Origin of the sequence: Flavobacterium fluviale (genome assembly GCF_003312915.1) — a bacterium.
GTDB lineage: Bacteria > Bacteroidota > Bacteroidia > Flavobacteriales > Flavobacteriaceae > Flavobacterium > Flavobacterium fluviale.
Window position 1 is genome coordinate 4,283,443 of record NZ_CP030261.1, and the last position, 26,389, is coordinate 4,309,831.

Annotated in this window: 20 protein-coding genes; 5 read left to right on the forward strand and 15 right to left on the reverse strand. The window is 33.3% G+C overall.

The genetic code is table 11. The annotated features are described in order from the left end of the window. Positions 1-21: 21 nt before the first annotated feature. The gene (locus HYN86_RS18460) at positions 22-1,272 is read left to right on the forward strand and encodes a DEAD/DEAH box helicase (protein WP_113679380.1); all 1,251 of its coding nucleotides are present in this window, start codon (positions 22-24) and stop codon (positions 1,270-1,272) included. Here HYN86_RS18460 and HYN86_RS18465 read toward each other — a convergent pair. The 3 genes from HYN86_RS18465 to aroC all read right to left on the reverse strand — a co-directional run bounded on the left by HYN86_RS18465 (position 1,269) and on the right by aroC (position 5,962). Continuing rightward, positions 1,269-3,452 (reverse strand): response regulator, encoded by a 2,184-nt coding sequence (locus HYN86_RS18465; protein ID WP_113679381.1) that lies wholly within the window; start codon positions 3,450-3,452, stop codon positions 1,269-1,271. The genes HYN86_RS18460 and HYN86_RS18465 overlap by 4 nt on opposite strands. 136 nt (positions 3,453-3,588) lie before the next feature. Next, the gene (locus HYN86_RS18470) at positions 3,589-4,851 is read right to left on the reverse strand and encodes a dicarboxylate/amino acid:cation symporter (protein WP_113679382.1); all 1,263 of its coding nucleotides are present in this window, start codon (positions 4,849-4,851) and stop codon (positions 3,589-3,591) included. A 52-nt stretch (positions 4,852-4,903) separates the two neighbouring features. Then, positions 4,904-5,962, reverse strand: coding sequence for a chorismate synthase (gene aroC / locus HYN86_RS18475; protein WP_113679383.1), 1,059 nt, complete (start codon positions 5,960-5,962; stop codon positions 4,904-4,906). 188 nt (positions 5,963-6,150) lie between these two features. Here aroC and HYN86_RS18480 point away from each other — a divergent pair, with 188 nt between their 5' ends. Together HYN86_RS18480 and HYN86_RS18485 are read left to right on the forward strand one after the other, a co-directional pair. Continuing rightward, positions 6,151-6,972, forward strand: a complete 822-nt coding sequence (locus HYN86_RS18480) for a UDP-2,3-diacylglucosamine diphosphatase (RefSeq protein ID WP_113679384.1) — start codon at positions 6,151-6,153, stop codon at positions 6,970-6,972. 140 nt (positions 6,973-7,112) lie between these two features. Next, positions 7,113-7,610: a hypothetical protein gene (locus HYN86_RS18485; RefSeq protein ID WP_057116488.1), complete on the forward strand. Its 498-nt coding sequence runs from the start codon at positions 7,113-7,115 to the stop codon at positions 7,608-7,610. 276 nt (positions 7,611-7,886) lie between these two features. Here the strand turns inward: HYN86_RS18485 and HYN86_RS18490 are convergent, their stop codons facing one another. The 7 genes from HYN86_RS18490 to HYN86_RS18525 all read right to left on the reverse strand — a co-directional run bounded on the left by HYN86_RS18490 (position 7,887) and on the right by HYN86_RS18525 (position 14,896). Continuing rightward, on the reverse strand, positions 7,887-8,309 hold the full coding sequence (locus HYN86_RS18490) for a protease complex subunit PrcB family protein (RefSeq protein WP_113679385.1): 423 nt from the start codon (positions 8,307-8,309) through the stop codon (positions 7,887-7,889). Between the two features lie 16 nt (positions 8,310-8,325). After that, positions 8,326-9,471 carry an N-acetyl-alpha-D-glucosaminyl L-malate synthase BshA gene (gene bshA / locus HYN86_RS18495; protein WP_113679386.1) on the reverse strand — a complete coding sequence of 382 codons (1,146 nt, stop codon included), beginning with the start codon at positions 9,469-9,471 and terminating at the stop codon, positions 8,326-8,328. Positions 9,472-9,888: 417 nt separating this feature from the next. Then, a complete protein-coding gene (locus HYN86_RS18505; protein WP_057116491.1) occupies positions 9,889-10,371 on the reverse strand; it encodes a hypothetical protein in 483 nt (160 codons plus the stop codon). Positions 10,372-10,494: 123 nt separating this feature from the next. Next, positions 10,495-11,286, reverse strand: coding sequence for a (Fe-S)-binding protein (locus HYN86_RS18510; RefSeq protein ID WP_113679388.1), 792 nt, complete (start codon positions 11,284-11,286; stop codon positions 10,495-10,497). A 128-nt stretch (positions 11,287-11,414) separates the two neighbouring features. Continuing rightward, on the reverse strand, positions 11,415-12,749 hold the full coding sequence (locus tag HYN86_RS18515) for a (Fe-S)-binding protein (protein WP_113679389.1): 1,335 nt from the start codon (positions 12,747-12,749) through the stop codon (positions 11,415-11,417). A gap of 6 nt (positions 12,750-12,755) precedes the next feature. Then, on the reverse strand, positions 12,756-13,721 hold the full coding sequence (locus HYN86_RS18520; protein ID WP_113679390.1) for an MlaD family protein: 966 nt from the start codon (positions 13,719-13,721) through the stop codon (positions 12,756-12,758). A gap of 50 nt (positions 13,722-13,771) precedes the next feature. Continuing rightward, positions 13,772-14,896: an N-acetylmuramoyl-L-alanine amidase family protein gene (locus tag HYN86_RS18525; protein ID WP_113679999.1), complete on the reverse strand. Its 1,125-nt coding sequence runs from the start codon at positions 14,894-14,896 to the stop codon at positions 13,772-13,774. 82 nt (positions 14,897-14,978) lie between these two features. On the opposite strand from HYN86_RS18525, the gene HYN86_RS18530 reads away from it, so the two are divergent. Both HYN86_RS18530 and HYN86_RS18535 read left to right on the forward strand, forming a co-directional pair. After that, positions 14,979-17,675, forward strand: coding sequence for a putative LPS assembly protein LptD (locus tag HYN86_RS18530; RefSeq protein WP_205334619.1), 2,697 nt, complete (start codon positions 14,979-14,981; stop codon positions 17,673-17,675). 28 nt (positions 17,676-17,703) lie between these two features. Next, positions 17,704-18,084, forward strand: a complete 381-nt coding sequence (locus tag HYN86_RS18535; RefSeq protein WP_113680000.1) for a RidA family protein — start codon at positions 17,704-17,706, stop codon at positions 18,082-18,084. Here the strand turns inward: HYN86_RS18535 and HYN86_RS18540 are convergent. The 5 genes from HYN86_RS18540 to HYN86_RS18560 form a co-directional block, all read right to left on the reverse strand. After that, entirely contained in the window at positions 18,065-18,439 is a 375-nt protein-coding gene (locus HYN86_RS18540; RefSeq protein WP_095954421.1) for a methylglyoxal synthase, read from the reverse strand. The genes HYN86_RS18535 and HYN86_RS18540 overlap by 20 nt on opposite strands. 10 nt (positions 18,440-18,449) lie before the next feature. After that, entirely contained in the window at positions 18,450-19,301 is an 852-nt protein-coding gene (locus HYN86_RS18545) for an N-acetylglucosamine kinase (RefSeq protein ID WP_113679392.1), read from the reverse strand. Positions 19,302-19,431: 130 nt separating this feature from the next. After that, positions 19,432-20,436 (reverse strand): type I glyceraldehyde-3-phosphate dehydrogenase, encoded by a 1,005-nt coding sequence (gene gap, locus HYN86_RS18550; RefSeq protein WP_113679393.1) that lies wholly within the window; start codon positions 20,434-20,436, stop codon positions 19,432-19,434. 93 nt (positions 20,437-20,529) lie between these two features. Next, positions 20,530-21,516, reverse strand: a complete 987-nt coding sequence (gene pfkA / locus HYN86_RS18555; protein WP_113679394.1) for a 6-phosphofructokinase — start codon at positions 21,514-21,516, stop codon at positions 20,530-20,532. Positions 21,517-21,825: 309 nt separating this feature from the next. Beyond that, positions 21,826-26,340, reverse strand: coding sequence for a translocation/assembly module TamB domain-containing protein (locus HYN86_RS18560; protein WP_230406469.1), 4,515 nt, complete (start codon positions 26,338-26,340; stop codon positions 21,826-21,828). Between the last annotated feature and the right edge of the window lie 49 nt (positions 26,341-26,389).

The following is a 26,389-nucleotide window of genomic DNA, read 5'->3' on the forward strand; positions in this document are numbered from 1 at the left end:
AAAATAGTTAATACCTAAGATATGTTATTCGAAGATTTATCACTTTCAAAAAGTATACAAAAAGCCGTATTTGAAGAAGGCTATTTAAATCCGACACCCATTCAGGAAAAATCTATTCCGATAGTTTTAGCCGGTCGTGATTTAATTGGCTGCGCGCAGACAGGTACAGGAAAAACGGCTGCTTTTGCGATTCCAATTATACATCAATTACATCGAATTGTTGGTTCATCAAAAAAAGCCAAACAAATTCGTGCACTTGTAGTTACACCTACACGTGAATTAGCCGTACAAATCGGACAAAGTTTTGACACTTATGCCAAATACACCAATTTAACACAGTTAACGATTTTTGGAGGTGTATCTCAAAATCCGCAGGTTGACGCTTTAAAAAACGGAATCGACATTCTTGTTGCGACTCCAGGACGTTTACTAGACCTGCATAAACAAGGTTTCCTTGATTTAGATCATCTTCACACACTTGTGCTTGATGAAGCCGATCAAATGCTGGATATGGGTTTTATAAATGATGTCAAAAAAATCGTAAAACTGACTCCAAAAAACAGACAGACATTACTTTTCTCTGCTACGATGCCAATTGCAATTCGCGAACTGGCAGAAATGTTTTTACAAGATCCAGAAAAAGTAGAAGTTTCTCCTGTTTCATCAACAGCCGAAAATGTAGAACAACGCATTTATTTTGTAGATAAAACTGAAAAAAGAAACTTACTTTATAGTTTAATTAAAGAAGAAAATTTATCAAATGTTCTTGTTTTTTCAAGAACGAAGCATGGTGCAGACAATGTTGTTAAAGCGCTTCGTAAAAAAGACATTCCAGCAGAAGCAATTCACGGAGACAAATCTCAAAATGCAAGACAAAGAGTTTTAGACGCTTTTAAAAATAAAGAAGTTGGTGTTTTGGTTGCAACAGATATTGCCGCTAGAGGAATTGACATTGAACAGCTTCCATACGTAATCAATTTTGATCTGCCGAATATTCCTGAAACTTATGTTCACCGTATTGGCCGTACAGGCCGTGCAGGAAATGGCGGAATTGCAATTTCTTTTTGTGGAAAAGATGAACTTCCGTATTGGAAAGATATTCAGAAATTAATTAAGGTTGATGTAAAAACAATTGCAGATCACCCTTATCAATGGCATTCTGGAAGTCCCGAAGCAGGAGAAAAGCCTAAAAATTCTTCTAACAGAAGCGGAGGTGCTCACAAATCAAGAAAATCAAATACTTCTAAGAAAAATAAAAAGCGCTGGTACTAAACAGCGCTTTTTTCTTTTATTAGGTAATTGATTATTTTAAATAATTTTACCGGTTCAAAAGGCTTAATTATAATATCATTCATTCCAGATGAAATTGCTTCATCGGTAATTTCATCTTTATCAAAAGCAGTCAAAGCTACGATTGGTGTATCTATCCCTAAAAGGCGAATTCTTTTTGTGGTTTCAAAACCGTTCATTAAAGGCATATTAATATCCATCAAAATCAAATCAAACTCCTCATCTTCTAAAATTTTGAGGGCTCCAAAACCATCGTCTACTACTTTGCAGATGTAGTTGTTTTTTTCAATAATCTTTTTTGTTACCAGCTGGTTGATCAAATTGTCTTCAACCACCAAAATCCTATAAACTTCATTTGAAGTTAAATCCACTTCAATTTCATCAATAATATTTTTTGTTTTAACCAGATCATGTTCAAAACCAATTTCAAACGAAAACGAGGTTCCTTTACCAAGATCACTGTCTAAAGTAATTGTACTTCCAAAAAGCCCAAGAAGTCTTTTTACAATACTCAATCCTAATCCAGTTCCCTGATAATCTGATTCTTTTCTTCCAACTTGAACAAATTTTTCAAATATTTTACTTTGATCGACAACAGCGATTCCGATACCATTGTCCTTAATTAAAAAATGCAGAAAATTCAGTTTCCCCTCTACTCTGCTTAGCTTTACAATTATTTCAACCTGTCCGTCTTTGGTAAATTTTAATGCATTACTAACTAAATTCATTAAAATTTGAGACAGACGCAATTTATCCCCAATTAAATATTCTGGAATTTCAGGATCAATATCTATCGAAATTCTATTATTATTTTTTTGCGAAAGAAATGAAAGCGAATTTTTAATAACCGTTATTTCATCAGCAATATTGAATGTCAGATTTTCGAGTACTATTTTATTTTCTTCAATTTTATTAATCTGAAGAATATCGTTTACCAAAGACAATAAATATCTGGCAGAAAATTTGAGTGAACTTAAATGCTGGCTTCTCGAAATTTCTTTGTGCTCTTCTAATAACATATTGGTAATCCCTACCACTCCGTACAAAGGAGTACGCAATTCATGGCTTATAGTCGATATAAATTGAGTTTTGAGCAAGGAAGCTTCTTCTGCAATTTCTTTTGCTTTAAGAAGCTCTAAATTGTGTTTTTTCTTAAAACGAATATTTTTGATCAACGTAACAATTAAAAATAATAGAATAAAAGAAATAAGAATAAAAAGAATTACAATAATTCTTGATTTTTTAAGACTTTGAGACTGTTCTACTTTTTCGCTTTCGATTTTATCAATCTGCCTTTTGTATTCGTCCAATTCAAGACCAATTCCAGCAATTGAAGCTTTTTTAAGTTTCTTTTCATTATAAACTTCTGCTGAAATTTTATTATGATTAACTAATGCCTGATAAGCTTCTTTATGCTTATTAATCTTATCCAAGAATTTTGAATATTCCAAGTAAACATTCGATAAATCTGTTTTTTCACCAGATCTTTTACCCGCCTCAATAGCACTTAAGAAAAAGGTATTTGCAGCAGTATTTTTATTTTTGTGACTTAAATATACGGCGTTAAGCATATCTACAATAACTTCGGTAGAACCGTCACTGTATTTATTTTTGGTACTATTGATATATTTTAGAAAAAGATAGCCCTGGTTGTAGTTTTCAATATCGAAATATGCCCAAGTTATATTGACGTTTGTAAAGTAAACTTCTTTTAGATCGTTTATTTTCAAACTATAAGCGACAGATTTTTTATAATAGCGGATTCCTTCATCAAATTGTTTTTTTTCAAAACAATACATATTTCCCAAGTTATTGTAAAGATTGCTTTTTAAAGAATCGTTACTCGTTTTATTGGCATAATAGAGGCTTTTTTTGTAGAAGAAAATAGCTTTATCAATATCTGACAGTTCATTATAATTAGCTCCAATAATATTGTAGGAACGCGAAATCAGACAGAAGTCTTTACTTAATGTAGCAGCATTCAGCGCTGTTCGAGAAATTTTTAAAGATTGTTCAAAATTAGATTCCCTAAAGCTTATAAGTGCTTTTTTTACGAGTTTATCGATTTTAGGATCTCTGTTACAATTGGATTGGGAAATTACCGAATTGGCACAGCAATTCAGTCCAAAAAGTAAGAGTAAAAAAATCCGTATGTGGGGCATCAATCGGCTAATTTCGCCAAATATACACTTTAAAATAAAAAAAAGCTGTATTTGATTTAAAAATACAGCTTTTCTATTGTTATTTAGGAAATTAAGACTAAAAAATCATATTCTTAGTGTTAAATTTCTTATTCTTTTATTCTTGATTTTCCTCCCATTGTCCTACAACTGAAGTTGCTAATGCATTTCCAAGTACATTTGTTGCACTTCTAAACATATCACAAAAGTGATCGATTGGAAGAATCAACGCAATCCCTTCAATTGGAATATCAAACATACCGCAGGTAGCTGCAACAACAACCAAACTGGCTCTTGGAACTCCTGCAATACCTTTACTGGTTAACATTAACACTAAAAGCATAGCCATTTGTGTTCCTAAATCTAAATGTACATTGTAAAATTGCGCAATAAAAATACTCGCAAAAGTCATGTACATCATACTTCCGTCAAGATTAAAAGAATAACCAAGCGGCAGCATAAAAGAAACAATTTTATCTTTTACTCCAAAACCTTCTAATTCTTCTGTTAATTTAGGAAATACCGCTTCACTGCTTGTTGTTCCAAAAGCAATTGCCAAAGGTCCTGTAATACGTTTTAATAACTCCGTCATTCTTCCTTTTAAGAAAATATAACCAACAGCTATTAAAAGAACCCATAATGTACTTATACCAATTAAAAACGATCCGAAAAATTTAAAATACGTAATTACCAATTCTTCAGCATCTCTAATAGCAAAAACGGCTGCAATTGCACCAAAAACCCCAATTGGAGCAAAGTTCATTACATAGTTTACCATTTTTAAAACAATATGCGACAATTTATCAAAAGCATTCACAATTGGTTTCACTTTCTCACCTAAAGACGCTGCAGCCAATCCGAAGAAAATAGAAAAAACTACGATCTGCAGGATTTCATTTGTTGCCATTGCTTCAACAATACTTTTTGGCACAATATGTTCAACGAAATTCTCGAATGATAAATTTTGTGTTTTACCAGTTACCTCAGTAGCAGCTGCCATATCTACATGCTCCAGCTTTAAACCAACACCAGGCTGCAAAATATTAACGTAAAACAATCCGATTAATAAAGAAATAAATGAAGCCGTAAAAAACCATCCAATAGCTTTTCCTCCAATTCTTCCAACAGTTTTAATATCTCCCAATTTTGCAATTCCTACGACCAAAGTGGTAAAAACCAGCGGAGAAATAATCATCTGCACCAAACGAATAAAAACTGTTGCAAGCATTTTTATTTTAGTACTAAATGACTGTGCTGCTTCAGGCGAAATTGAATTGTGTAATATGATTCCCAAAATAGCTCCAAGAATCATCGCAATTATAATCTGCCCTGTTAATCCTGAAAGAAATGATTTTTTTTTAGTTTCTGTAACTTCTTGCATTAAATTATTTTTTAATTATTAAAATATAAGACCCTCACTGTCTTACCTTTTATTAATATGTTTTGTTGATTAAATAAAAATCTGCCAAAACAATTGCGGCCATCGCTTCTACGATTGGCACTGCGCGAGGCACTACACATGGATCATGACGCCCTTTTCCGGTCATTGGTGTAATGTTACCTTTATTATCTAATGAATCCTGAGTCTGCATAATAGTTGCAACAGGTTTAAAAGCTACTCTAAAATAAATATCCATTCCGTTGCTGATTCCCCCTTGAATGCCGCCAGAAAGATTTGTTTTTGTAGATCCGTCAGGATTGTACAAATCATTATGCTCGCTTCCTTTCATTTCAGAACCTGGGAAACCGCTTCCGTATTCAAAACCTTTTACAGCATTTATAGAAAGCATTGCTTTTCCTAATTCTGCATGAAGCTTATCAAAAACCGGTTCTCCTAAACCAACTGGAACATTTTGGATTACACAAGTTACAACACCTCCAACGGTATCTCCTTGCTTACGAATATCACGAATATATTCTTCCATAATCGCTGCAGATTTTTCGTCTGGACAACGAACTGGATTGCTTTCAATTTTTGAAAAATCTAATTCCTGATAAGGCGTTTCTAAATGAATTGGTCCAACAGAAGAAACATAAGCATTAAACTTAATCTCCGGAAGCATTTGTTTTGCAATTGCTCCAGCAACAACTCTGCTTGCAGTTTCTCGAGCAGAACTTCTTCCGCCGCCGCGATAATCACGAAAACCATATTTCTGATCGTAAACATAATCAGCGTGGCTTGGTCTGTAATTGTCTTTTATATGTGAATAATCATCAGATTTTTGATTGGTATTTGGAATAATAAACCCAATTGGAGTTCCTGTAGTTTTTCCTTCAAAAATTCCAGATAAGAACTGAACTGCATCTGGTTCCTTACGTTGCGTAACAATTGCCGACTGCCCTGGTTTTCTTCGAGCCATATCTAATTCAATTGCTTCAAAATCAAGTTGTATTCCTGGAGGGCATCCGTCAATAATGCCGCCTAAAGCTTCACCATGAGATTCTCCAAATGTTGTAACTTTATATAGGGTGCCGTAGCTGTTTCCTGCCATTGTATTTTGTTTTGAGCAAATGTAAGTTTTATGAATTAAATTAAAAAATTTAAAACTGGTATTATTAACTAAACATTAAACCGATTAAAAATCACAATTTGGTAAAATTATCCGCTTTTTCATAACCTTTTGATAAAATAAAAACATTCAAAATTTCTTTCATTTGTCAAACTTCAAATCAAGAAAAATTGAAAAAAAGAAATGTCGAATTGGTCGTTCTTTCTGATGTCCATTTAGGAACTTACGGAAGTCATGCAAAAGAACTAAACAACTATCTTTCAAGCATTAAACCAAAAACTTTAGTCTTAAACGGCGACATTATTGATGCTTGGCAGTTTCGTAAATCCTACTTCCCAAAAGCACATTTAAGAGTTATTCAGCGTATAATTGGAATGGCTTCTAAAGGAACAAAAGTGATTTATATTACTGGAAATCATGACGAAATCCTTCGGAAATTTAGTGATATGAATATGGGAAATTTTGCTTTGGTCGATAAATTAGTTTTAGAATTAGACGATAAAAAAGCATGGATTTTTCACGGAGATGTTTTTGATGCCTCTGTACAGCATTCAAAATGGATTGCAAAACTTGGCGGATTAGGTTACGATTATTTAATTTTAATCAATCGATTTGTAAATTGGTGTTTGTCAAAACTCGGACGCGAACCTTACTCCTTTTCTAAAAGAATAAAAGCAAGCGTAAAAAAGGCAGTTAAATTTATTTCTGATTTCGAAACTACTGCTACCGATTTAGCCATCGAAAAAAATTACGATTACGTAATCTGCGGTCATATCCATGAACCAAAAATTATGACTAAAGAAAACAAACACGGTTCTACTTTATATCTTAATTCTGGAGATTGGGTAGAAAACCTGACTGCTCTTGAATATCATAAAAAACGCTGGAAATTATTCTCATATAAAGCAGCTAATTTTGTTGAGGAAGAAAATCTGTTTGAAATGGAAGACATTTTAACTTCTCAACTTATATCTTCAATCATATTAAAATAAGCCTATTCAAAAGTCTCTTTTTTAACAATTTTAAGAATCCTAATTTCGAAAATGTGAATTATATAACAATTTTCAAAAATTTTATACGTTCTGTCTTGGACTGTAATTATACATTTGAAAAAAATTAATTTAACCATTTTATGAAAAAGATCATTTTATCAGCCCTTATGCTTTTAGGATTAGCATTTACGGCTCAATCACAAGAAATTTCAAAACACGCGTTAGGATTACGTTTAGGAGACAATAACGGATTCGGAGGAGAAGTATCATACCAATTAGGATTGAACCAAAAAAACAGACTAGAATTTGATTTAGGCTGGAGAAACAGCAGAGATGTTGATGCTATCAAAGGAGTTGCTCTTTACCAATGGGTTTGGAACATCGACGGAGGATTTAACTGGTACGCTGGTGTCGGTGGTGGAGTTGCTGCTTGGGATTATGACTATTACAATAATAACTTCAGATATAACGACAGCGGAACTTATGTTTTTGCAGCGGGAGATATTGGTATCGAATATAGATTTAGTGAAGTGCCAATTACATTATCATTAGATGCTAGACCTGAAATTGGTTCAGGATACTATGATGATGACAATTTTGGATTTGACGTTGGTTTAGGTGTTAAATTCAGATTCTAAAATAAAATTAAAAAATAATTGTAAGAAGAAACCTGTCGTTTAAGCGACAGGTTTTTTTTATTGATTAAAGTTTTTGTCAGGCTGAGCGAAGTCGAAGCCCTTTCTATATCTTAAGCTTTCGACTTCGCTCAGGATACACTTAGTTTAAAATAAATCAAAGACTAAGCACTAAAGTTTAAGTACCAAAGTCTAAACTAATCACAAGAACTAAGGACTAAGAACTAAGAACCAAAGACTAAGAACTAAAGAACTAAGAACTAAGAACTAAAAAACTAACTACTTAATAATAATCTCTTTCTTAGAATGAATTTTCACAACAGTGTAAGGATATGAAATCACCTGCATTGTCATTGCATCCTGCGCAGGGCCGGTTTCTTTTACAGTAATTATAATATTCTTATCTGTTTCTTCGACCTTTTCAACATCAATAGAATAACCGCTCGTGTTTTTCTCCCCCATATTCAAGATCACATAATTATAATCATGAACATTTGGATTCTTCATTTTATCAGCCAAAAGCGGATCGTTTTCAAGCATCTTAACCTCATTTGGTTCAGTCAAGATTTCAAAAAACTTAATATTACCGCCGCCGTCAGATTGCTTTGTTAAAACTTCGTACAAAGCATTTGAATTTTCAACTTTCTTAACACCGCACGAAACCAAAACAAAAATTGCTAAAACAGAAATTACTTTTTTCATTTATCCTTATTAAAAATTAATGCTTTTCATATTTATAATCATCAACCGCCTTTTGATACAAAGCCTCATATTTAGGGAGAATGTTTTTAATATCAAATTTTCTAGCCACTTCCAATGCATTTGCCTTAAACTGACTGAGGACTTTATCATCTCTTAAAATTTTAAGAGCATTTTCAGCCATTTCCTCAACATTGCCAACATTGCTCAAATATCCAGAAAATCCATCAAAATTTACCTCTGGCAGACCTCCAGAATTACTCGAAATTACTGGCACACCGCAAGCCATAGCTTCCAAAGCCGCCAAACCAAAACTTTCTGTTTCTGAAGGAAGCAGAAATAAATCTGTCATGCACAAAATTTTATCAATTTCATGGCTGTTCCCAAAGAAAATAACCTTGTCTAAAATTCCCAGTTCCTGACATAAAATCTCTGCTTTTTCTTTCTCAGGTCCATCACCCACCATCATTAACTTAGCAGGAATTTCTTTTTGAATACTATAAAATATTTTAATAATATCCGGAATACGTTTTACCTTTCTAAAGTTACTGATATGCGTAATAATTCTCTCGTTTTCATTTGCCATAACATAACGATGACAAGGCGCAGTTGGATCTTTTTTAACCTTATCCAACTCAATAAAATTCGGAATAACTTTAATTTTGTTCTTAATCTTAAACAATTTCAAAGTATCATCTTTCAAACTCTGCGAAACCGAAGTCACATAGTCCGATTTATTAATACTAAAAGTTACGGCAGGTTTATAAAAAGGATGATTTCCAACCAAAGTAATATCTGTACCGTGAAGCGTCGTAATCATAGGGAGATTAATTCCTTCGTTTTTAAGCATTTGTTTCGCCATATAACCGGCATATGCGTGAGGGATAGCATAATGTACGTGAAGCAGTTCAATTTTGTACAACTTCACCATATCAACCAATTTACTTGATAATGCCAATTCATAAGGCTGATAATGAAACAATGGATATTCCGGAACATTTACTTCGTGATAATGAACATTCGGATTTAAAAGTGCCAGCCTCACGGGCTGACTGTATGTGATAAAATGTATTTCGTGTCCTCTTCTGGCTAATTCGAGACCTAACTCTGTGGCTACTACACCACTACCTCCAAAAGTAGGATAACAAACAATTGCTATTTTCATGGATTAAATTTAATTCTACGAAAATACTCAAAAATAGCGTTCAATTAAGCTTTTAAATTGTTAGATTTTTGACAAAATTAGATTAATTCTAGTTAATAAATATTTTTAGAAGCAGCACAATATATACAAAAAAAGACCAGTAGTCCCGCTGTCCGTTAAATCTTTTCCTTGCTAAAGAAGCAAGAAAAAGGATATCACTCCCATCGGGGCTAGAATAGACGTTTTGGTTTTCATAAGAAGTGTTATGCGACGATCTTTGTCAAGGTTTTTAACTTTTACAAAGATTAATCCGTAAGTTTTAGCAAAACTTGAAACTTGAAACCTTAAAATTGAAACTTGAAACATTTTAACAAATGAAAATAAAAAAAAGGCATAAAACCAAAGTCTCATGCCTTTAAAATATAGTATAAATTTTTCCTAGAAAAATCTGCTATGCCAGCTGTCGGCCGCAGGAACTTCCCAAGATTCGTTAAATTCTTCGATATTGTTAACCAGATTATTAAAAACAATCGTATTCTCAGAAACCGATTTATCTTTAACCATCTTCTTAAAGTCAATTAATGGTTTATGCGCAATATGTTCTCCCAGCTTAAAAGTAACGTTCATTTTATCTAACAAATCAACATTATATTTTTTCTCCAAACTTTGGATAAACTCTACCGAACTATCGATAGAACAACCTGTAGCTGCCTGCACATCCTGATTAACAGCCAATATGATAAAACGGTTGTATTTTAGTAAAAAAGAAGCTTCTAAACTAGTTCCGTGTGCGGCCCATTGTTCTACAAAAGCTTTTAAATCTGTTTCGATTTCAGAAAACTCCTCTTCAGAAAATTTTCTGTTCGATTGATAAATCCAAACTCTGGATTCACCAGGTAAATTTTCAAAAGGTATATACATTTTTAATTTTAGATTTTAGATTGTTGATTTTAGATTTGTTTAAAGATTTAAGATTCAAGTTTAAGGTTCCATGTTCAGTTAAAAACTTAGCATCTTGGCACCTTAGAATCTTAGACCCTTTTTTTACAAATCCTGCGCATTAGCAATTAACTCTGCAACGTCCATTACTTTTACTTCGCCCTCTTTATGCGCATGTTTGATTCCGTCTGTTAACATCGTATTACAAAACGGGCATCCTGCAGCAATAATATCAGGCTTTATTTCTAACGCATCTTCTGTACGAAGAACGTTTACTTCTTTATTTCCAGGCTCGGCATCTTTAAACATTTGTGCGCCACCTGCTCCACAACATAAACCATTTGATTTAGAACGTTTCATTTCGACCAATTCAACATCTAATTTCTGAATTAAATCTCTCGGAGCTTCATAAACTTTATTGGCTCTTCCTAAATAACAAGGATCATGGAAAGTTATTTTTTTGCCTTTAAACTGCCCGCCTTCAACAGTTAATCTGCCTTCATCAATCAATGACTTTAAAAATTCTGTATGATGAATTACCTCATAATTACCTCCTAATTCTGGGTATTCATTTTTCAAAGTATTAAAACAATGCGGACAAGCTGTAACAATTTTTTTTGCTTCGTAGGCATTTAGAACTTCAATATTCATCATTGCCTGCATCTGAAATAAGAATTCGTTTCCAGCTCTTTTCGCAGGATCACCAGTACAGCTTTCTTCTGTACCTAAAACCGCAAAAGAAACATTGGTACGATTTAATATTCGCACAAATGCTTTAGTAATTTTTTTCGCTCTATCATCAAAACTCCCTGCGCAACCTACCCAGAATAAAACTTCTGGCTGTGTTCCCTGGGCTAGCATTTCTGCCATTGTTGGCACTACTAAATTTTCTGACATCTTATTCTGTTATTAAATCGGTTAATTGTTAATTTGCTTAATCGCCTAATGAGCGAAAACCAAAAACTAATACCGAAATTATTTAAAATCGTTTAACGGTTAAAAAATAACCAATTAAACAATAAATTTTAATTTTCGTTTTTCCAGTTTAATCTATCCTGCTGGCTGTACTGCCAAGGAGCACCATTATTTTCAATATTAGTCATCATGGCATTTAGTGACATTGGCGCAGCACTTTGTTCCATAACTAAATAGCGACGCATATCCATAATAATAGACAACGGACTAATATTTACGGGACACTCTTCTACACAAGCATTACAAGACGTACAAGCCCATAATTCTTCTGGAGTGATATAATCATTTAAAAGCGTTTTGTTATCTGGAACAAAAACCCCTTTATTAGCATCTATATTTTTTCCAACTTCAGTTAAACGATCTCTTGTATCCATCATAATTTTACGAGGAGACAATTTTTTACCTGTTTGGTTAGCTGGACAAGCTGCAGTACAGCGTCCGCATTCAGTACAGGTATAAGCATTTAACAACTGAACCCAGTTTAAATCCTGAACATCACTTGCTCCAAATTTAGCCGGAGCAGCATTTTCATCTGCTGGCGGTGCAGCCGCAAACGGATCGGCATTTGGATCCATCATCAACTTAACCTCTTTTGTAACCGACTCTAAGTTATCAAACTGACCTTCTGGTTTCAAGTTTGCAAAATAGGTATTTGGAAAAGCTAAAAGAATATGCAAATGTTTGGAGAAGTATAAATAGTTCATAAAAACTAAAATACCAGCAATGTGCAGCCACCAGAAAACTTCAAATAAAAGTACAACCAATTCATTTGACATTCCGTTAAAAATCGGCGCTATAAATTGACTTACTGGAAAACTTCCTGCTTTATGAAAAACGCCTCCCGGAACATTTTGCAAATGCAGATCGGCAGCATTCATCAATAAAAACAAAATCATTAAAACGGTCTCAAAATACAGAATGTAATTGGCGTCGCTTTTAGGAAATCCTGTTAAATCTGAATGTATGAATCGTTTCAATCTGATAAAATTCCTTCTGATCCAAAAAACAGTAACAGCAAAAATTACCAATATTGCCAATATTTCAAATGAAGCAATTAAAACATCATAAACAACACCTAAATAAGGAGCGAAAATTCTATGCGTTCCAAAAAGTCCATCTATAATGATTTCTAATAATTCGATATTAATTATTACGAAACCTACATATACAAAGATATGAAGTATTCCTGCTACAGGGCGTCTCACCATTTTTGACTGCCCAAGAGCAATCAATGCCATGTTAGTCCAACGAGCTTTAGGATTATCTTTTCGATCTACATCTACTCCTAAATTAATATTTCGGATGATTTTTTTTACGCTCGCTGCAAAAAAACCGAAACCTACTATAAGAAGTATTGCGAATAAAATATTATCTAAATAACTCATTTATAATTATTTTTTATCTGTTGAGTTTGTTTCTTCGGCTGGTGCTACGTATGGTTTATTTTTCTTTCCGAAAAGAGAAACATTTACGTAACGAGTTGGATAAAGACGCACATCTTGAAGCAACAATTCAAGCTCTTTTGAAGTTTTTGTTAAATTGTTATAAAGAGCATCGTCATTTAATAATTTACCAGCTGTGCCCTTACCAGAATTTAAGTTATTCATTAAACCGTCAACTTTTGCTAAAGCTTGATTAAGATTACGCACTGTTTTTCCTAAATCTGCTTTGTTTAAAGAATCTGAAATTTTGTTAAAGTTACTTGACATTTTATTCAAGTTAGTAACAGCGCTGTTAATTTGGCCTTTATTGTTGTCTAAAATATTATTAAGACTTCCAGACGCTCTATGAAACTGCTGCATCGTCTGGCTCAGCTCAGCAATTGTTTTCTTTAAATTTTCCTGCGTAGTTTTATCTAAAGTATTGTTTAGACCTGTAACCAAAACATCAATATTAACCAGCATTTTATCTAGCTTTTGTTGAATTGGTTCAATTTTTCCGCCCAAAGATTCCGTTAATCCAAGTTCTACGGTAGAAGTTAATTTCTGCCCATCTTCCGCTAATACTTTATCAGCAAAATTTGGAACAATTTTAATTTGTTTTCCTCCAATTAAACTCGGAGAATAGATAGCCGCGACGCTTGATTTAGAAACTGGAAAATCAGTTTTAAGCTGAAGTTCAACTAATAATTTACCTGTTACTTCGTTAATAGTAATTTTATTTACTTTACCAACTGCAAGTCCGTTAAGTGTTACTGGTGCTGATGCCGACAAATCTTCAACATTATCATATTCAGCATAAAATACTTTATAATTTGTAAAAAGGTCTCTGCCCTTTAAAAAACTATAACCCCAAATAAATAATAGAATCGATGCGATGACTAATATAGCCGTTTTAATTTCTCTTGTTAGTTTCAAAATTCTTAGTGTTTATACAAAATTAATATAAATATTCGAACTTATGCTTTTTATTTAATGGCGTCCTGAATACTGATTTTTTCTCCATCTTTAGTTGCTACTAAAAATGCTGCTCCATACCCTTTATTTTTAGCTTCTTGCAGGTATTTTTGCGCTGTGTCGTAACTTGAAGTTTCTTCGTAGAAATATTTATAAATATTATTTTCGTAGATCATTGTTACATTTTTGAGACCTTTAAAGTTTTTAGGTTCTAAAGGAGTCTTTTTAATACTTGCGATAAGCTGCACTTTAAAAAATGTTCCCTTTGGAGCATTTTTTACCGCTGCAACTGGCGCAGCTGCTTTTGGTTTAGCCGGAGTAGTATCTCTTACGGGCCGACTCTCAGCAGCTTCTGGCGCTCCTGAGCCAAAGTATTCTCTTTTATAGCTCAAAACAGCCTCTGCAATTGCTCTCGCAATATCATCCTGCCCTTGTTCTGAATTTAAAATATCCCCTTCCGTTGGATTAGAAACAAAACCTGTTTCAACCAAAACTCTTGGCATATAAGCTTTATGAAGTACCATAAATGGCGCTTGTTTTACACCGCCTCCGCGAAGTTTCTTTCCCAGTTTTTCAAAATTTTCTTCAATCTTAGTTGCAAGTGTTATACTGTTATCTAAATATTCTTCCTGCATTAAGGTCATTCCTATCATTGATTCTGGAGAATTTGGGTCGTAACCTTCGTATTTACGTTTATAATCTTTCTCTAGAGTAATTACCGAGTTCTCTTTTTTCGCTGCTTCAAGGTTAGAAGCAACCTTACTTAAACCCATTACATACGTTTCCGTTCCGTCTGCTGCAGTATTTTTATTTGCATTACAGTGAATAGAAACAAAAATGTTAGAATTGGCTCTATTTGCAATATTGGCTCTTTCTACCAAATCAATAAAAACATCAGTTTTACGAGTATAAATTACATTTACGTTCGGATTAAGCTCTAAAATTTTCCCCACTTTTAAAACAATAGCTAAAGCAATATTTTTTTCAATTCTGCCGCTGTAAACTGCTCCAAAGTCATGAGCTCCGTGTCCAGCATCCAAAGTTACCTTAAACACATTCGCCTGACTATGAACACTAAAAGACAGTATCGTTAGAAATAAAGTAAATATTACCTTAAATTTGTTAATTCTATTCATAAATCTAAAAGTTAATTTTAATAAAATGCAGCTGTTATAATTTTTAGAATTGATTATTTTTGCCAAAAAATTATATGTAAGTTTGACATGTCAAAAAACAAGCCATAATTTTACAAAAATAGCATTTAAACCTTTGCATACAAACTTATTTAATATCGTTTTAATATCATTTTTCCTAACTATAGGTTGTGGTAATTTATATTCGCAAGAAATAAAAAACAAAAAAAAGCCTTTACCTGCTGTAAAACAAACAGATAAAGAAGCTCCTTCAATTACAGATACTATAAAGCTTGATACTGTTAAACCCAAAAAGACTTTTTTGGATGGAAAAGTAAGATATCGAGCAAAAGATTATGCTAAGATAGATCAAAAAAGAAAACTTATAACATTGTATAATGAAGCTGAATTATACTATAAAGATGTTGAGTTAAAATCTGGTATTATTGTTCTTAATTACGAGAAAGACGAAGTTTACGCTGGTAGAATTAAAGATTCTGCTGGAGTTTTAACGCAGTATCCAAACTTCAAACAAGGATCAAGTGAAGTTCAGCCAGACTCTATTCGTTTCAATTTTAAAACCAAGAAAGCTTTAATTTACAATTCAAGAACCAAGCAGGGAGAATTGAATATTAAAGCCGCAGTTACTAAAAAAGAAAACGATTCTGTTTATTACTTAAAAGGCGCCCGTATAACAACGGCTTCGGATATTGATAATCCAGAATACTATTTCCGAACATCAAAAATAAAATTTGTTCCTGGAAAAAAAATTGTAACAGGTTTAACTCAAATGGTTATTGCTGATGTCCCTACTCCTCTGGCACTACCTTATGGTTATTTCCCTTTAAGTCAAGAAAAAAGTGTTTCAGGAATCATAGTTCCGAGTTATAACGATTCTAACACGAGAGGTTTCTCGTTACAAAATGGCGGATATTATTTTGCATTAAGCGACAATTACGACTTAACTGTTCTTGGAGATTACTACACAAACGGAAGTTATGCAATGCGATTTGAATCGTCTTACGCTAAAAGATACAAATACCGTGGTAATATAAATGTTCGTTTTGAAAACTTAATCAATAGTGAACGTGGTTATCCTGATTACACAAAACAAGGAATTTACAATATTCAATGGTCCCATTCTAAAGACACTAAAGCCAACCCGAATTCTAATTTCTCAGCTTCGGTTAACATGGGTAGTAGTAAATATTTTAAGCAGTCTATCAACCAAGCCAATATTGGATCGAATTTGAACAATACTTTAAGTTCATCTATTACTTACAACAAAACTTTTAATACGATTCCAGGTTCTCGTATTGCATTATCTGCGACTCATAGTCAAAACACACAAACAGAAGATATTATCATGACACTTCCATCCTTACAGGGAAGTATTGACCGTATCTATCCTTTTGTTGGAAAAAACGGCGTAAAAAAGGGTTTCATTAAAAACATTAACCTTCAATACAGCGTGAGTGGTAAAAACTACTTTAAAACAAAAGATTCATTGTTTTTTAAACCACAGATGTTTAATGATGCTCAGTTAGGAATGCAGCATACAATTCCGCTAAGCACTAACTTTAAGATTTTTAAATATTTTAGCGCAGGAGCTTCTACTACGTATCAAGAAACATGGGTTAACAAAACAATAAGCAAAAACTACGATTCTAGCACCGGAGATGTGCAGCCTACAACGATAAATGGATTTGATTCCTTTAGGACTTATAATTTCAGCACCAATTTAGGTACAACTATTTACGGAACTTTTAATTTTGGAGAAGACAAAAGAATCCAATCTATAAGACACGTAATGCGTCCGAGTATAACTTATGCCTATACACCAAGTTTTGAGCGTTATTACGACACTTACGCAGTTGATGCGACAGGGAGGATCACTTCTGAATATACAAGGTTTGAAAATGGTATTTTTGGCCAGCCTGGGAAAGAAAACTCTAATATTGTTGGTTTCGCATTGAGTAATACTTTTGAAGCTAAAGTGAGAGACAGAGACAGCACAAAAACAGAACCTAAAAAAATCATGCTGTTAAACAATTTAAACTTTAGCACGAGTTATAATTTTGACGCTGATGGAACATCAACGTTTGCATGGCAGCCTGTTTTAGTAAGCGGTGGAACACAATTTTTTGATAATAAAATGAATATGAATTTTGGTGCGACACTTGATCCTTATGCATTAGATAGTGGAAACCAAAAAATTAATAAGTTTAATATTGACAACGGAGGAAGTCTATTTAGACTAACCAGTGCAAACGTAACTGTCAATTATTCCTTTTCAAACAAAGGAACGGGCAAAGAGCAAAATACCCAGAGTCAGCGGAATGGAGGACGAAGCGATGATTTGTTTGGTACAAATACCGATTTGAATGACAGCCGAAACAGTCAGTTTGTAGATGAACCTGAAAAAGAGGATGTAATTACGGAATTTTTTAATTCAAAAATTCCGTGGGATATGACTTTAGCATATTCCTTGACCTATTCTAATACAGGCAGGCAAAATGAAATTTCAGGAAACTCTCTAATGGTTTCGATCAATACCGATATTACGCCGAAATGGAAAGGCGGGGTTTCTACTGGTTATGACTTTGTTCAAAAAGGTGTTACTTTTACTCAATTCCGTTTTGAAAGAGACTTATTGAGCTGGAGAATGGCATTTAACTGGCAGCCACTTGGAACAAATTCTAACTGGAATTTCTTCATCGGTATTAAATCTGGTATGCTTAGTGATATTAAATGGAACAAACGAAGCGTTTCCAATAGATAAACTACTTTCGAATCAAAATAAATTTATTATGAAAAAGATCATCTTTACCGAGAAAGCTCCGGCTCCAATCGGACCTTATAACCAAGCTGTATTATCTGGAAATACACTTTATGCTTCTGGACAGATTGCAATCAATCCTGAGTCAGGAGAATTAGTTACAGAAAACATTAACGACGAAACCCACCAAGTTATGCAAAACATTGCTGCAATTCTTGAAGCTGCAGAAATGACTTTTGAAAATGTCGTAAAGGCTACTATTTTCATTATGGACATGAATAACTTTGGAGCTATAAACACAGTTTACGGTTCTTATTTTAACGAAAAAACCGCTCCAGCTCGTGAAACGGTTCAAGTGGCTTGTCTGCCAAAAAATGTAAATGTTGAGATTTCTATAATTGCTGTGCAATAGCATCTAATAATAATTGTGCCGTTGCTTCATTTGTTGCCAGCGGCACATTATGTACATCACAAACTCGGATCAGCATATTAATATCAGCTTCGTGCGGATGACTTGACAATGGGTCTTTAAAAAAGAAAACCATTTGTGTTATTCCTTCAGCTACTCTTCCTGCAATCTGAGCATCGCCGCCCAGCGGACCAGAAAGCATTCGCTGAGTTTTAAAACCCGCTGCTTCCGCCTTTCCTCCTGTAGTTCCTGTACCAATAAGCCTTACTTTTTCATTGTGTAAAACAGCTTCATTTTTAATTAAAAAATCAATTAAATCAGCTTTTTTACCATCATGAGCAATAATGGCAATTTCCATAAAACCAGAACTATTGATTAGCGACATGGTAAGCAATTAATCCATCAATAGGTCTTCTCAAAACATTCCCTAATTGAAGTTCATATTTATTGAATGTCTCTTGTAATTCATCTTTTAAATAAAATGCAATAGAACCAACGAAATGAACCGGAACTTCTTTACAGTTATCAAACTGCTGAATGTAATTCTTAACGAAAGATTTCATTCCTTTAAAGATTATTTTTCTGCAGAACTCAGTGTCTTTGTGCTTAATTAAGAACTTCGCATACGTTGCTAAGTAAGCATTAGGATTTGGTTCTTTATATAATTTATTTTTAATAAAATCAGGATCAACGTCATACTCTTTTTCAAGTTCAACAGCTAATTCTTTAGGCATTTTATTAAAATAGTATTTTCTAATTAATTCTTTTCCGAAAACATTTCCGCTGCAATCATCCATAACAATGTATCCTAATGACTGTACTTTTTGATGCAATACTTTTCCATCAAAATAACTGCAGTTAGATCCTGTTCCTAAAATAGATACAATTGCTTCTTGTCCTTTTGGAGTCGTTGCGTAAACGGCTGCGTAAGTATCTTCCTGAACATCAACAATAGCGTTAACAAAATAGTCTTGGAAAATTTGTGATAGTGCTGTTTTCATTCTATCAGTACCACATCCGGCACCGTAAAAGAATAAATGGGTAGCATTTTTTTTGTTTTGTAAAATATCAAAACGATCGTTTAATCTTTCGATGATTTCTGGACCGTCAAGAATTTCAGGATTCAATCCTAAGGTTTGTGTCGTGAATAATACTTTTCCATTATCATCAATTGCAATCCAATCGGCTTTAGTAGATCCACTATCAACTATTAATTTCATTTTTTTTTGTTTTTGGATTAGGTCTTCTCCATTATCAATTTAAAAGTGTGTTTTTTACATTAATTATAGAGGTAACAAAATAAGAAAATCCCGTTATTTGGATAACGGGATTTTGCAAAAATATATATTATTATTTTAAACCTGCAATATGTACAGATAAATCAATTAATTTGCTTGAGTATCCGTACTCATTGTCATACCAAGAAACTAATTTGAAGAAAGTTGAATTTAATCCAATTCCTGCAGTAGCATCAACGATTGAAGTTCTTTTATCAGAAATAAAATCTTGAGAAACAACAGCATCTTCAGTATATCCTAAAATACCTTTCAATTCGTTTTCAGAAGCTTTTTTCAATACAGCTAAGATTTCTTCGTAAGTAGTTTCTTTAGCAACTTTTACAGTTAAATCTACTACAGAAACGTCAGCAGTAGGAACACGGAAAGACATTCCAGTTAATTTTCCATTTAAAGAAGGGATAACTTTTCCAACCGCTTTTGCAGCACCTGTTGAAGAAGGAATGATATTGATTGCAGCAGCACGTCCACCTCTCCAGTCTTTTCTAGAAGGTCCGTCAGCAGTCATTTGAGTTGAAGTAGTTGCGTGAACAGTTGTCATTAAACCTTCAACGATTTCGAAATTATCGTGGATAACTTTAGCTAAAGGAGCTAAACAGTTTGTAGTACAAGAAGCGTTAGAAACAACTAAATCAGAAGCTTTTGCAGTTTCGTGGTTAACTCCCATTACAAACATTGGAGCATCTGCAGATGGAGCAGAAATGATTACTTTTTTAGCACCACCTTTAATGTGCTCAGTTGCAGTTTCAATAGTTGTGAAGATACCAGTACATTCAGCAACAACATCTACATCAACTTCGTTCCATTTTAAGTCAGCTGGATTTCTTTCTGCAGTGATACGGATGTTTCTTCCGTTTACATAAAGTTTTCCTTCTTTAACTTCTACAGTTCCATCGAAACGACCGTGAACTGAATCATATTTTAATAAATAAGCTAAGTGATCAACATCTAATAAGTCATTGATTGCAACAACTTCTACATTATCTCTATTGAAAGACTCTCTAAAAACGATTCTTCCGATACGTCCAAATCCGTTTATTCCTAATTTTACTTTTGACATTTTACTAAATTTTTGCTTTTGTTTTTAATACACTATTTTCAAAGTCTAATTTCCTCACAATAAACTTCTCTTTCTTTTAAACTTTTATATGGGTTATGTCGACATGATGTCTGACACTCTTAATAATTCTCTGTCGATTTCAGATTTTCCTTTAATTGCCTGTTCAAGCGGCGTTAAAACCACTTTATCTTCTTTAAGTCCAACCATGTAATTTGATTTTCCTTCAATTAATGATTCGACTGCTTTCACACCTAAACGACTTGCTAAAACACGGTCAAAACAAGACGGAGAACCACCACGCTGCATGTGTCCTAAAACAGAAACACGTACGTCGTATTCAGGTAAATTTGCTTCAACATAATCTTTCAATTCGAATACATTTTTACCAATTTTATCTCCTTCTGCAATTACTACAATACTTGATGATTTTCCTGAAGCTTTACTTTTTTGAAGTGAATCTAACAGACGATCTAAGCCTAAATCTTCTTCAGGAATAAGGATTTCTTCTGCACCTGCTCCAATACCTGCATTAAGAGCAATATGACCAGCATCTCTACCCATAACCTCTACAAAGAATAAACGGTTATGTGAACTTGCTGTATCTCTAATTTTATCAATACAATCTACAACTGTATTTAAAGCAGTGTCATACCCAAGAGTAAAACTTGTACCATAAATATCATTATCAATTGTACCTGGAATTCCCATTACAGGGAAATTATACTCTGAATTAAAAATCAGACCTCCAGTAAAACTTCCATCTCCGCCAATTACTACCAAAGCATCAATTCCTGCTTTTAATAGGTTTTCGTGTGCTTTTTTTCTACCTTCAGGGGTTCTAAACTCAACTGAACGAGCCGATTTCAAGATCGTTCCACCTTTGTTTACAATATTATTTACGCTTCGGGGTCCCATTTCTTTGAAGTCTCCTTCAATCATTCCTTGATACCCTCTATAAATTCCGATGCATTCTATATTATGATATGCGCAAGTTCGAACAACTGATCTAATTGCAGCATTCATTCCAGGTGAATCTCCTCCTGAGGTAAGAACACCTACTTTTTTTATTGTTTTTGGCATTATTTAAGTATTAAAGTGTAAAATTAGCAAACGTTAAGCACTTTTCAGGTTACGATTATCATAAATTAATAAAATATGTTAAATTCAAACGTTTTCGTTAATAAGTTTTTTATAGGGAAAAATTTCATTTAAAATAATAAATCGCTATTTTTTTAATTAAATCGTCAAAATTAACAATACCCAAATGAAGTGTTATAAAAATTTGAATTTCTCGCTCACATGAGGAATTCGAATAGAGCCTCTAAATTTAGCACAAAAAAAACCATTATGAGAATAATGGTTTTATAAATGCCTATTTTTAACAAACTGTTAATAATCGTTGTCTGGAATCAGCCCTTGATTATTAGTTGGTTCTTGCTTTTGCTTCTTTTCTTCTTCTTTTTTCTTTTTTTCCTGCTCTTTCTCGGCTTTCTTTTTATTTTTTTCAGCGTCTTTCTTACTTGTGAAGTTCATATAATCTGGATTAAGGTAAGAATCCTGAAGATCATCTGACGAACTTTTTACGGCTCTTTCAATTTTATGGTTCTTAAACAGCTTATTAACCAACTCACTAAAAGTATCAAAATCGACTTCGTAAGATATACCCACACCCTGCGTGTATCCAATCCCTTGACCAATGTAATTGATATCATTCTCCTTATTAAACAAACGAAGATTCATTGTTCCATCTTCATTTACACGATAAAGTATTTCAATATCGCCAACAATCGCAGATTCATTCACCCCGCCAACAGGCACTCCAAGCTTACCATTAATTGTAATTCTTTCGTTAACCTGAGAAGATATATTAGCAACAAATTGACCATCGGCCTCCTGCCCCATTCTTCTGTCTGCTGCAATATAGTTTAAGTCGATATTTACCTTATCATTATCTGATTTTATAATGTTACCGAATAAACTTGATGCTGTTTCTGACAGTGTTCCTGAGAAATCTCCCTGACTAAATCCGTCTGTACTCATAAAAGAACCTGTAGACAAAAGATATAATGCCTGTGTCTGACGAATGTCTTTATCGTCCAGCTTATATTGTATTTCCGATTTTAAAACGCTGCTTACAGATGGAAACTGAATATCAAAATTAGGTTCTGGACTTGCCAAATCCCCTCTTAATCCAATAACAACTTCTACAGGCACCTTTTTATTAAATGACGAAGCATTATCTAAAAGTACCGCTGGATTTGCAGATGTTTTGTAAACCGCTTCTAGATTTAACTGGGCACGCATCGGGTTTCCTTCCCAAATAATAGAACCTCCTTTTTTAACGGAGAATTTTTTATCGATAAGTCCGCCGTATTTAAAGTTATAAGTTCCTTCGTATGCCTGGAAATCTCCCCACATATTAAATTTACCGAGCGTATTAATTTTAAATAAAAGCGATCCGTATCCTTTTCCTTTCATACCATGACCAGAATTTCGATCGAGAATAACTTCTACTTCGGCATCTGGAGTAATATCAAAATCAAATTCCAGCTCAAGTCCGTTATAGTTCCTTGTTTTTTCGACAATTCCGTTGGCTAGATTATACTTTTCTTTTGATGTAACAAAATGAATCCAACTGCTCTCTCCTACGCTTTGTACATTATTAATAGGTATCTTAACTTCGGTTCCTTTTTCAGATTTAGCATCAACTTTTATAAATAAGCCTTCCACCGGCCCTCTAATACTGGCAGATCCGTTGATAAAAGCTGTTCCAAAATATGCTGCATCATCACTATCCTTTGTATCTAGTGCCAGCAAACGCTTAGATGTAATATTTAAATCTAATTTCCAGTCTCCAAAATTTTGATGTTCAATACTTCCATTCAACAATCCTTTGGTACCATATTTAGTATCGGTAAGCTGGTTATTTCTAAATAAGAATTTTTCATTCGTCAAATCAATCACTGTTCGATCGCTTAATTCATAATCGACGTTTAGATAAGGTACAGTCATTCCTGCCTTTTCAACATACAATCGTCCGTTGATTTCTGGTTTTTTCAGATTACCTACAACAGAGGCATTTCCAGAAACCGAACCGCGCACATTAGAAAGGACATCGCCTCCAATAGTTCCTAAAGTGGCAAGATTAAATCCTTCCAATTTCAAACTCATATCCATGATCGTTTCTTTGTTCTCTACGGCAAAAGTTCCATTTGCCCTAAACGATTCTGTAAAACCATTTTGTATAGACGAATTGACAGTGAATTTCCTAAAGCTTTCGTCTCCAGAAATATCAAAATTAAGTGTTCCCAGCTCCGTCTTATTCAAAACCAAATGATCAATCTTTATGGCTGCCGTGGGCTGGTAAACATTCTTATTCTGTTTATAATTGATATTTCCATTCAAATTACCATTGAATACAAACTTGGAATTCAAGGGCGTAATTTTATTGATATCAACATCTTCAAAATTCAGCACCAGATCTTTATAATCACTTCCTTTAATAACACCGTTCAAATCAATTTTCTGATTTTCGTGAGACAAAATAATATTGTCTATCGTAAAGTTTTTAAAATACTGATCAAATACAATTTGATTATCTTCTTCGGCGTCTTCATTTAAATACCATATATAGTCTTTAAATTTCATTTCAGACTTCTTGATTCCGACAATATTGTTTTTATTCTTATCTATTGTATGGTACAAATCGAGATTAAAGTAATCCTCACCTTTGTTGCCTCCTTTAAATTCAGAACGAACAAACAATGTATCATTGGATGTAACATTAATCAAGTTAAAATCACGAATCTTATAATAAGGTGTTTTTATACTGTCTAATTCGATAAACGCATTATAAAGTGTATTTTTATTATCGATATTAATTCGAATATTATCAAATGTATTTTTTGCCGCAGTAATTTTCTGTGACCTGAAACGGAATTTAAACTCCTGCAGATCCGAATCTATTTTTCCTCGAACAACGGTAGACGAATCAATATTTATATCTGGATACAGCATTTCGACCACTTTATCGTAAACACGGAAATTAAAGCGCAAAAACTGTCCTTTTCTAACTTTGTATGGTTTATAATTAGTATATAAACTTCCAACTGAATTCATGACCAATTTATCCAATTGATCAAATCTGAATTTTCCAACAATCTTTCCATCCACAACATCATTAGAACTAATCGTAATTGTTCTCAATCGATCTGCATCAAAATTGGAATTTATAGTCAGGTCTTCAAATACATAATTAGATTTCGGGTTTTCGTATTCGGCATCTTTAATAAAGATATTCCCTTGAAGATTTTCGATAGAATTTCCTGTTACCTGAACGACAACATCTCCTTTAAAATGAGAAATGGAATCATTTATAAACTTCAGTTTTCTTAAATCTGAATTCTCGACAGTAATGTGAAAATCGTAACGGTTTTCTCTCTTGCTCAAATCTACTAAACCATCAAAACTTAAATTTAAGTTGGGGTCATTCACAGCGATTTGTCCTTTGTAATAAGGCAGTTTAAAATTTCCGTTTACAACGATATTATTATAAGTGTACTTATTATAATCTAACTTGGAAATATCTCCTTTTAAAATAGTATTCAAATATTTTTCGGTAAAACCAACTCCATCGACATCTAGATTTAAAGTTGTTCTTCCAAGATCTTTTCGATTTAAAACAGCACCTACATCAAAATTTGTCAAGATAATATTTCCCGAGTAGGAAGCTTTATCTATAAAATCCATATTATTCATATTAAGATCAACCTGCCCGTTTCCAAGATCGGTGGCCATTTTAAAATCTGTTTCTAACGCTGTAGTTGAAACTTTTGCTTTTCCGACAATATTAAACTTACCAATTCTTTTAAGTTCTTTTGGAAGTTTTTTTCCTAAAACTACTGGAAGCAAAACCACCAAATTATCATAACTGGAAAGCAGTTTATCAAATTTGCCATCCATAGAAAATTTCTGCGTTTTACTGCCTAAAAGATTTCTAAAATTTATGGTTCCATTAATTTTTGATCCGTTAGTATCACTTAATCTTAATCTAGAAAGTGTCAAATTATTAAGCGGACCGCTTAATTTTGTTTTAAGTTTAAAATGCTGATTCTTACCAAGCCCATCATAAAAATGGCGGATATCGTTTGTAGCAATAGACGCTGAGTCTAATACTACATTGAACTTAACTTTATCTGTAAAATCAAGAAAATCTTCTGGCTTGTAATTTAAAATCGCTACACCATATAACGAAGATCTTTTGGTTTTAACAGCCAGGCTTTCAACTTTAATCTGCTTTTTGTTATAGCTGAATTTTCCAGCAAAATTAGAAACATACAAACCACGATGGTCCATAAATGAAAAACGATGAATCATAGTATTTACCTCTGGCCCATACAGTTTAAAATCACTTATGTAAGCATTTAGTTTGGTAAAATCTAAGAATAATGGCGTTGCTTTATTTTCATCAACAACAGAAAATCTTCCTTTTTCGATGTACGCATTTTTGGCAGTTAAAAGGAAATGTTTTGTTGATTTTTTCTTCGGAGTGTTTTCAACTTCAAAAGCTTTTATAAATTTATTGATATTATTTTCATCTTCACCTTTGTAGGTTTTCAGATTAAATATTAGACCCGTTAAACGCAAATCTCCAAAAATTAAATCGCCGTCAAGTAATCTGCTGAAACTTGCAATATCTGTAGTGATAATATCAGAGTAAATAAGTGTTTTCTTATGATGATCTAAAATCACCACTTTTTTTAATTTAACACCTCCAAAAATATTAATGGCTGTTTTTTCAACGCTGATATTAACCTTGTAATCTTCGTTTAGCCTGTTGGTTACATAATTAGCAATCTGAGTTTGAACAACAGGAAGTGACAGCGTAATAGCAAGTATCAGCAAAAGCAAAAGTAACCCAATTAGGGTTCGAGATATTATTTTCTGTACTTTT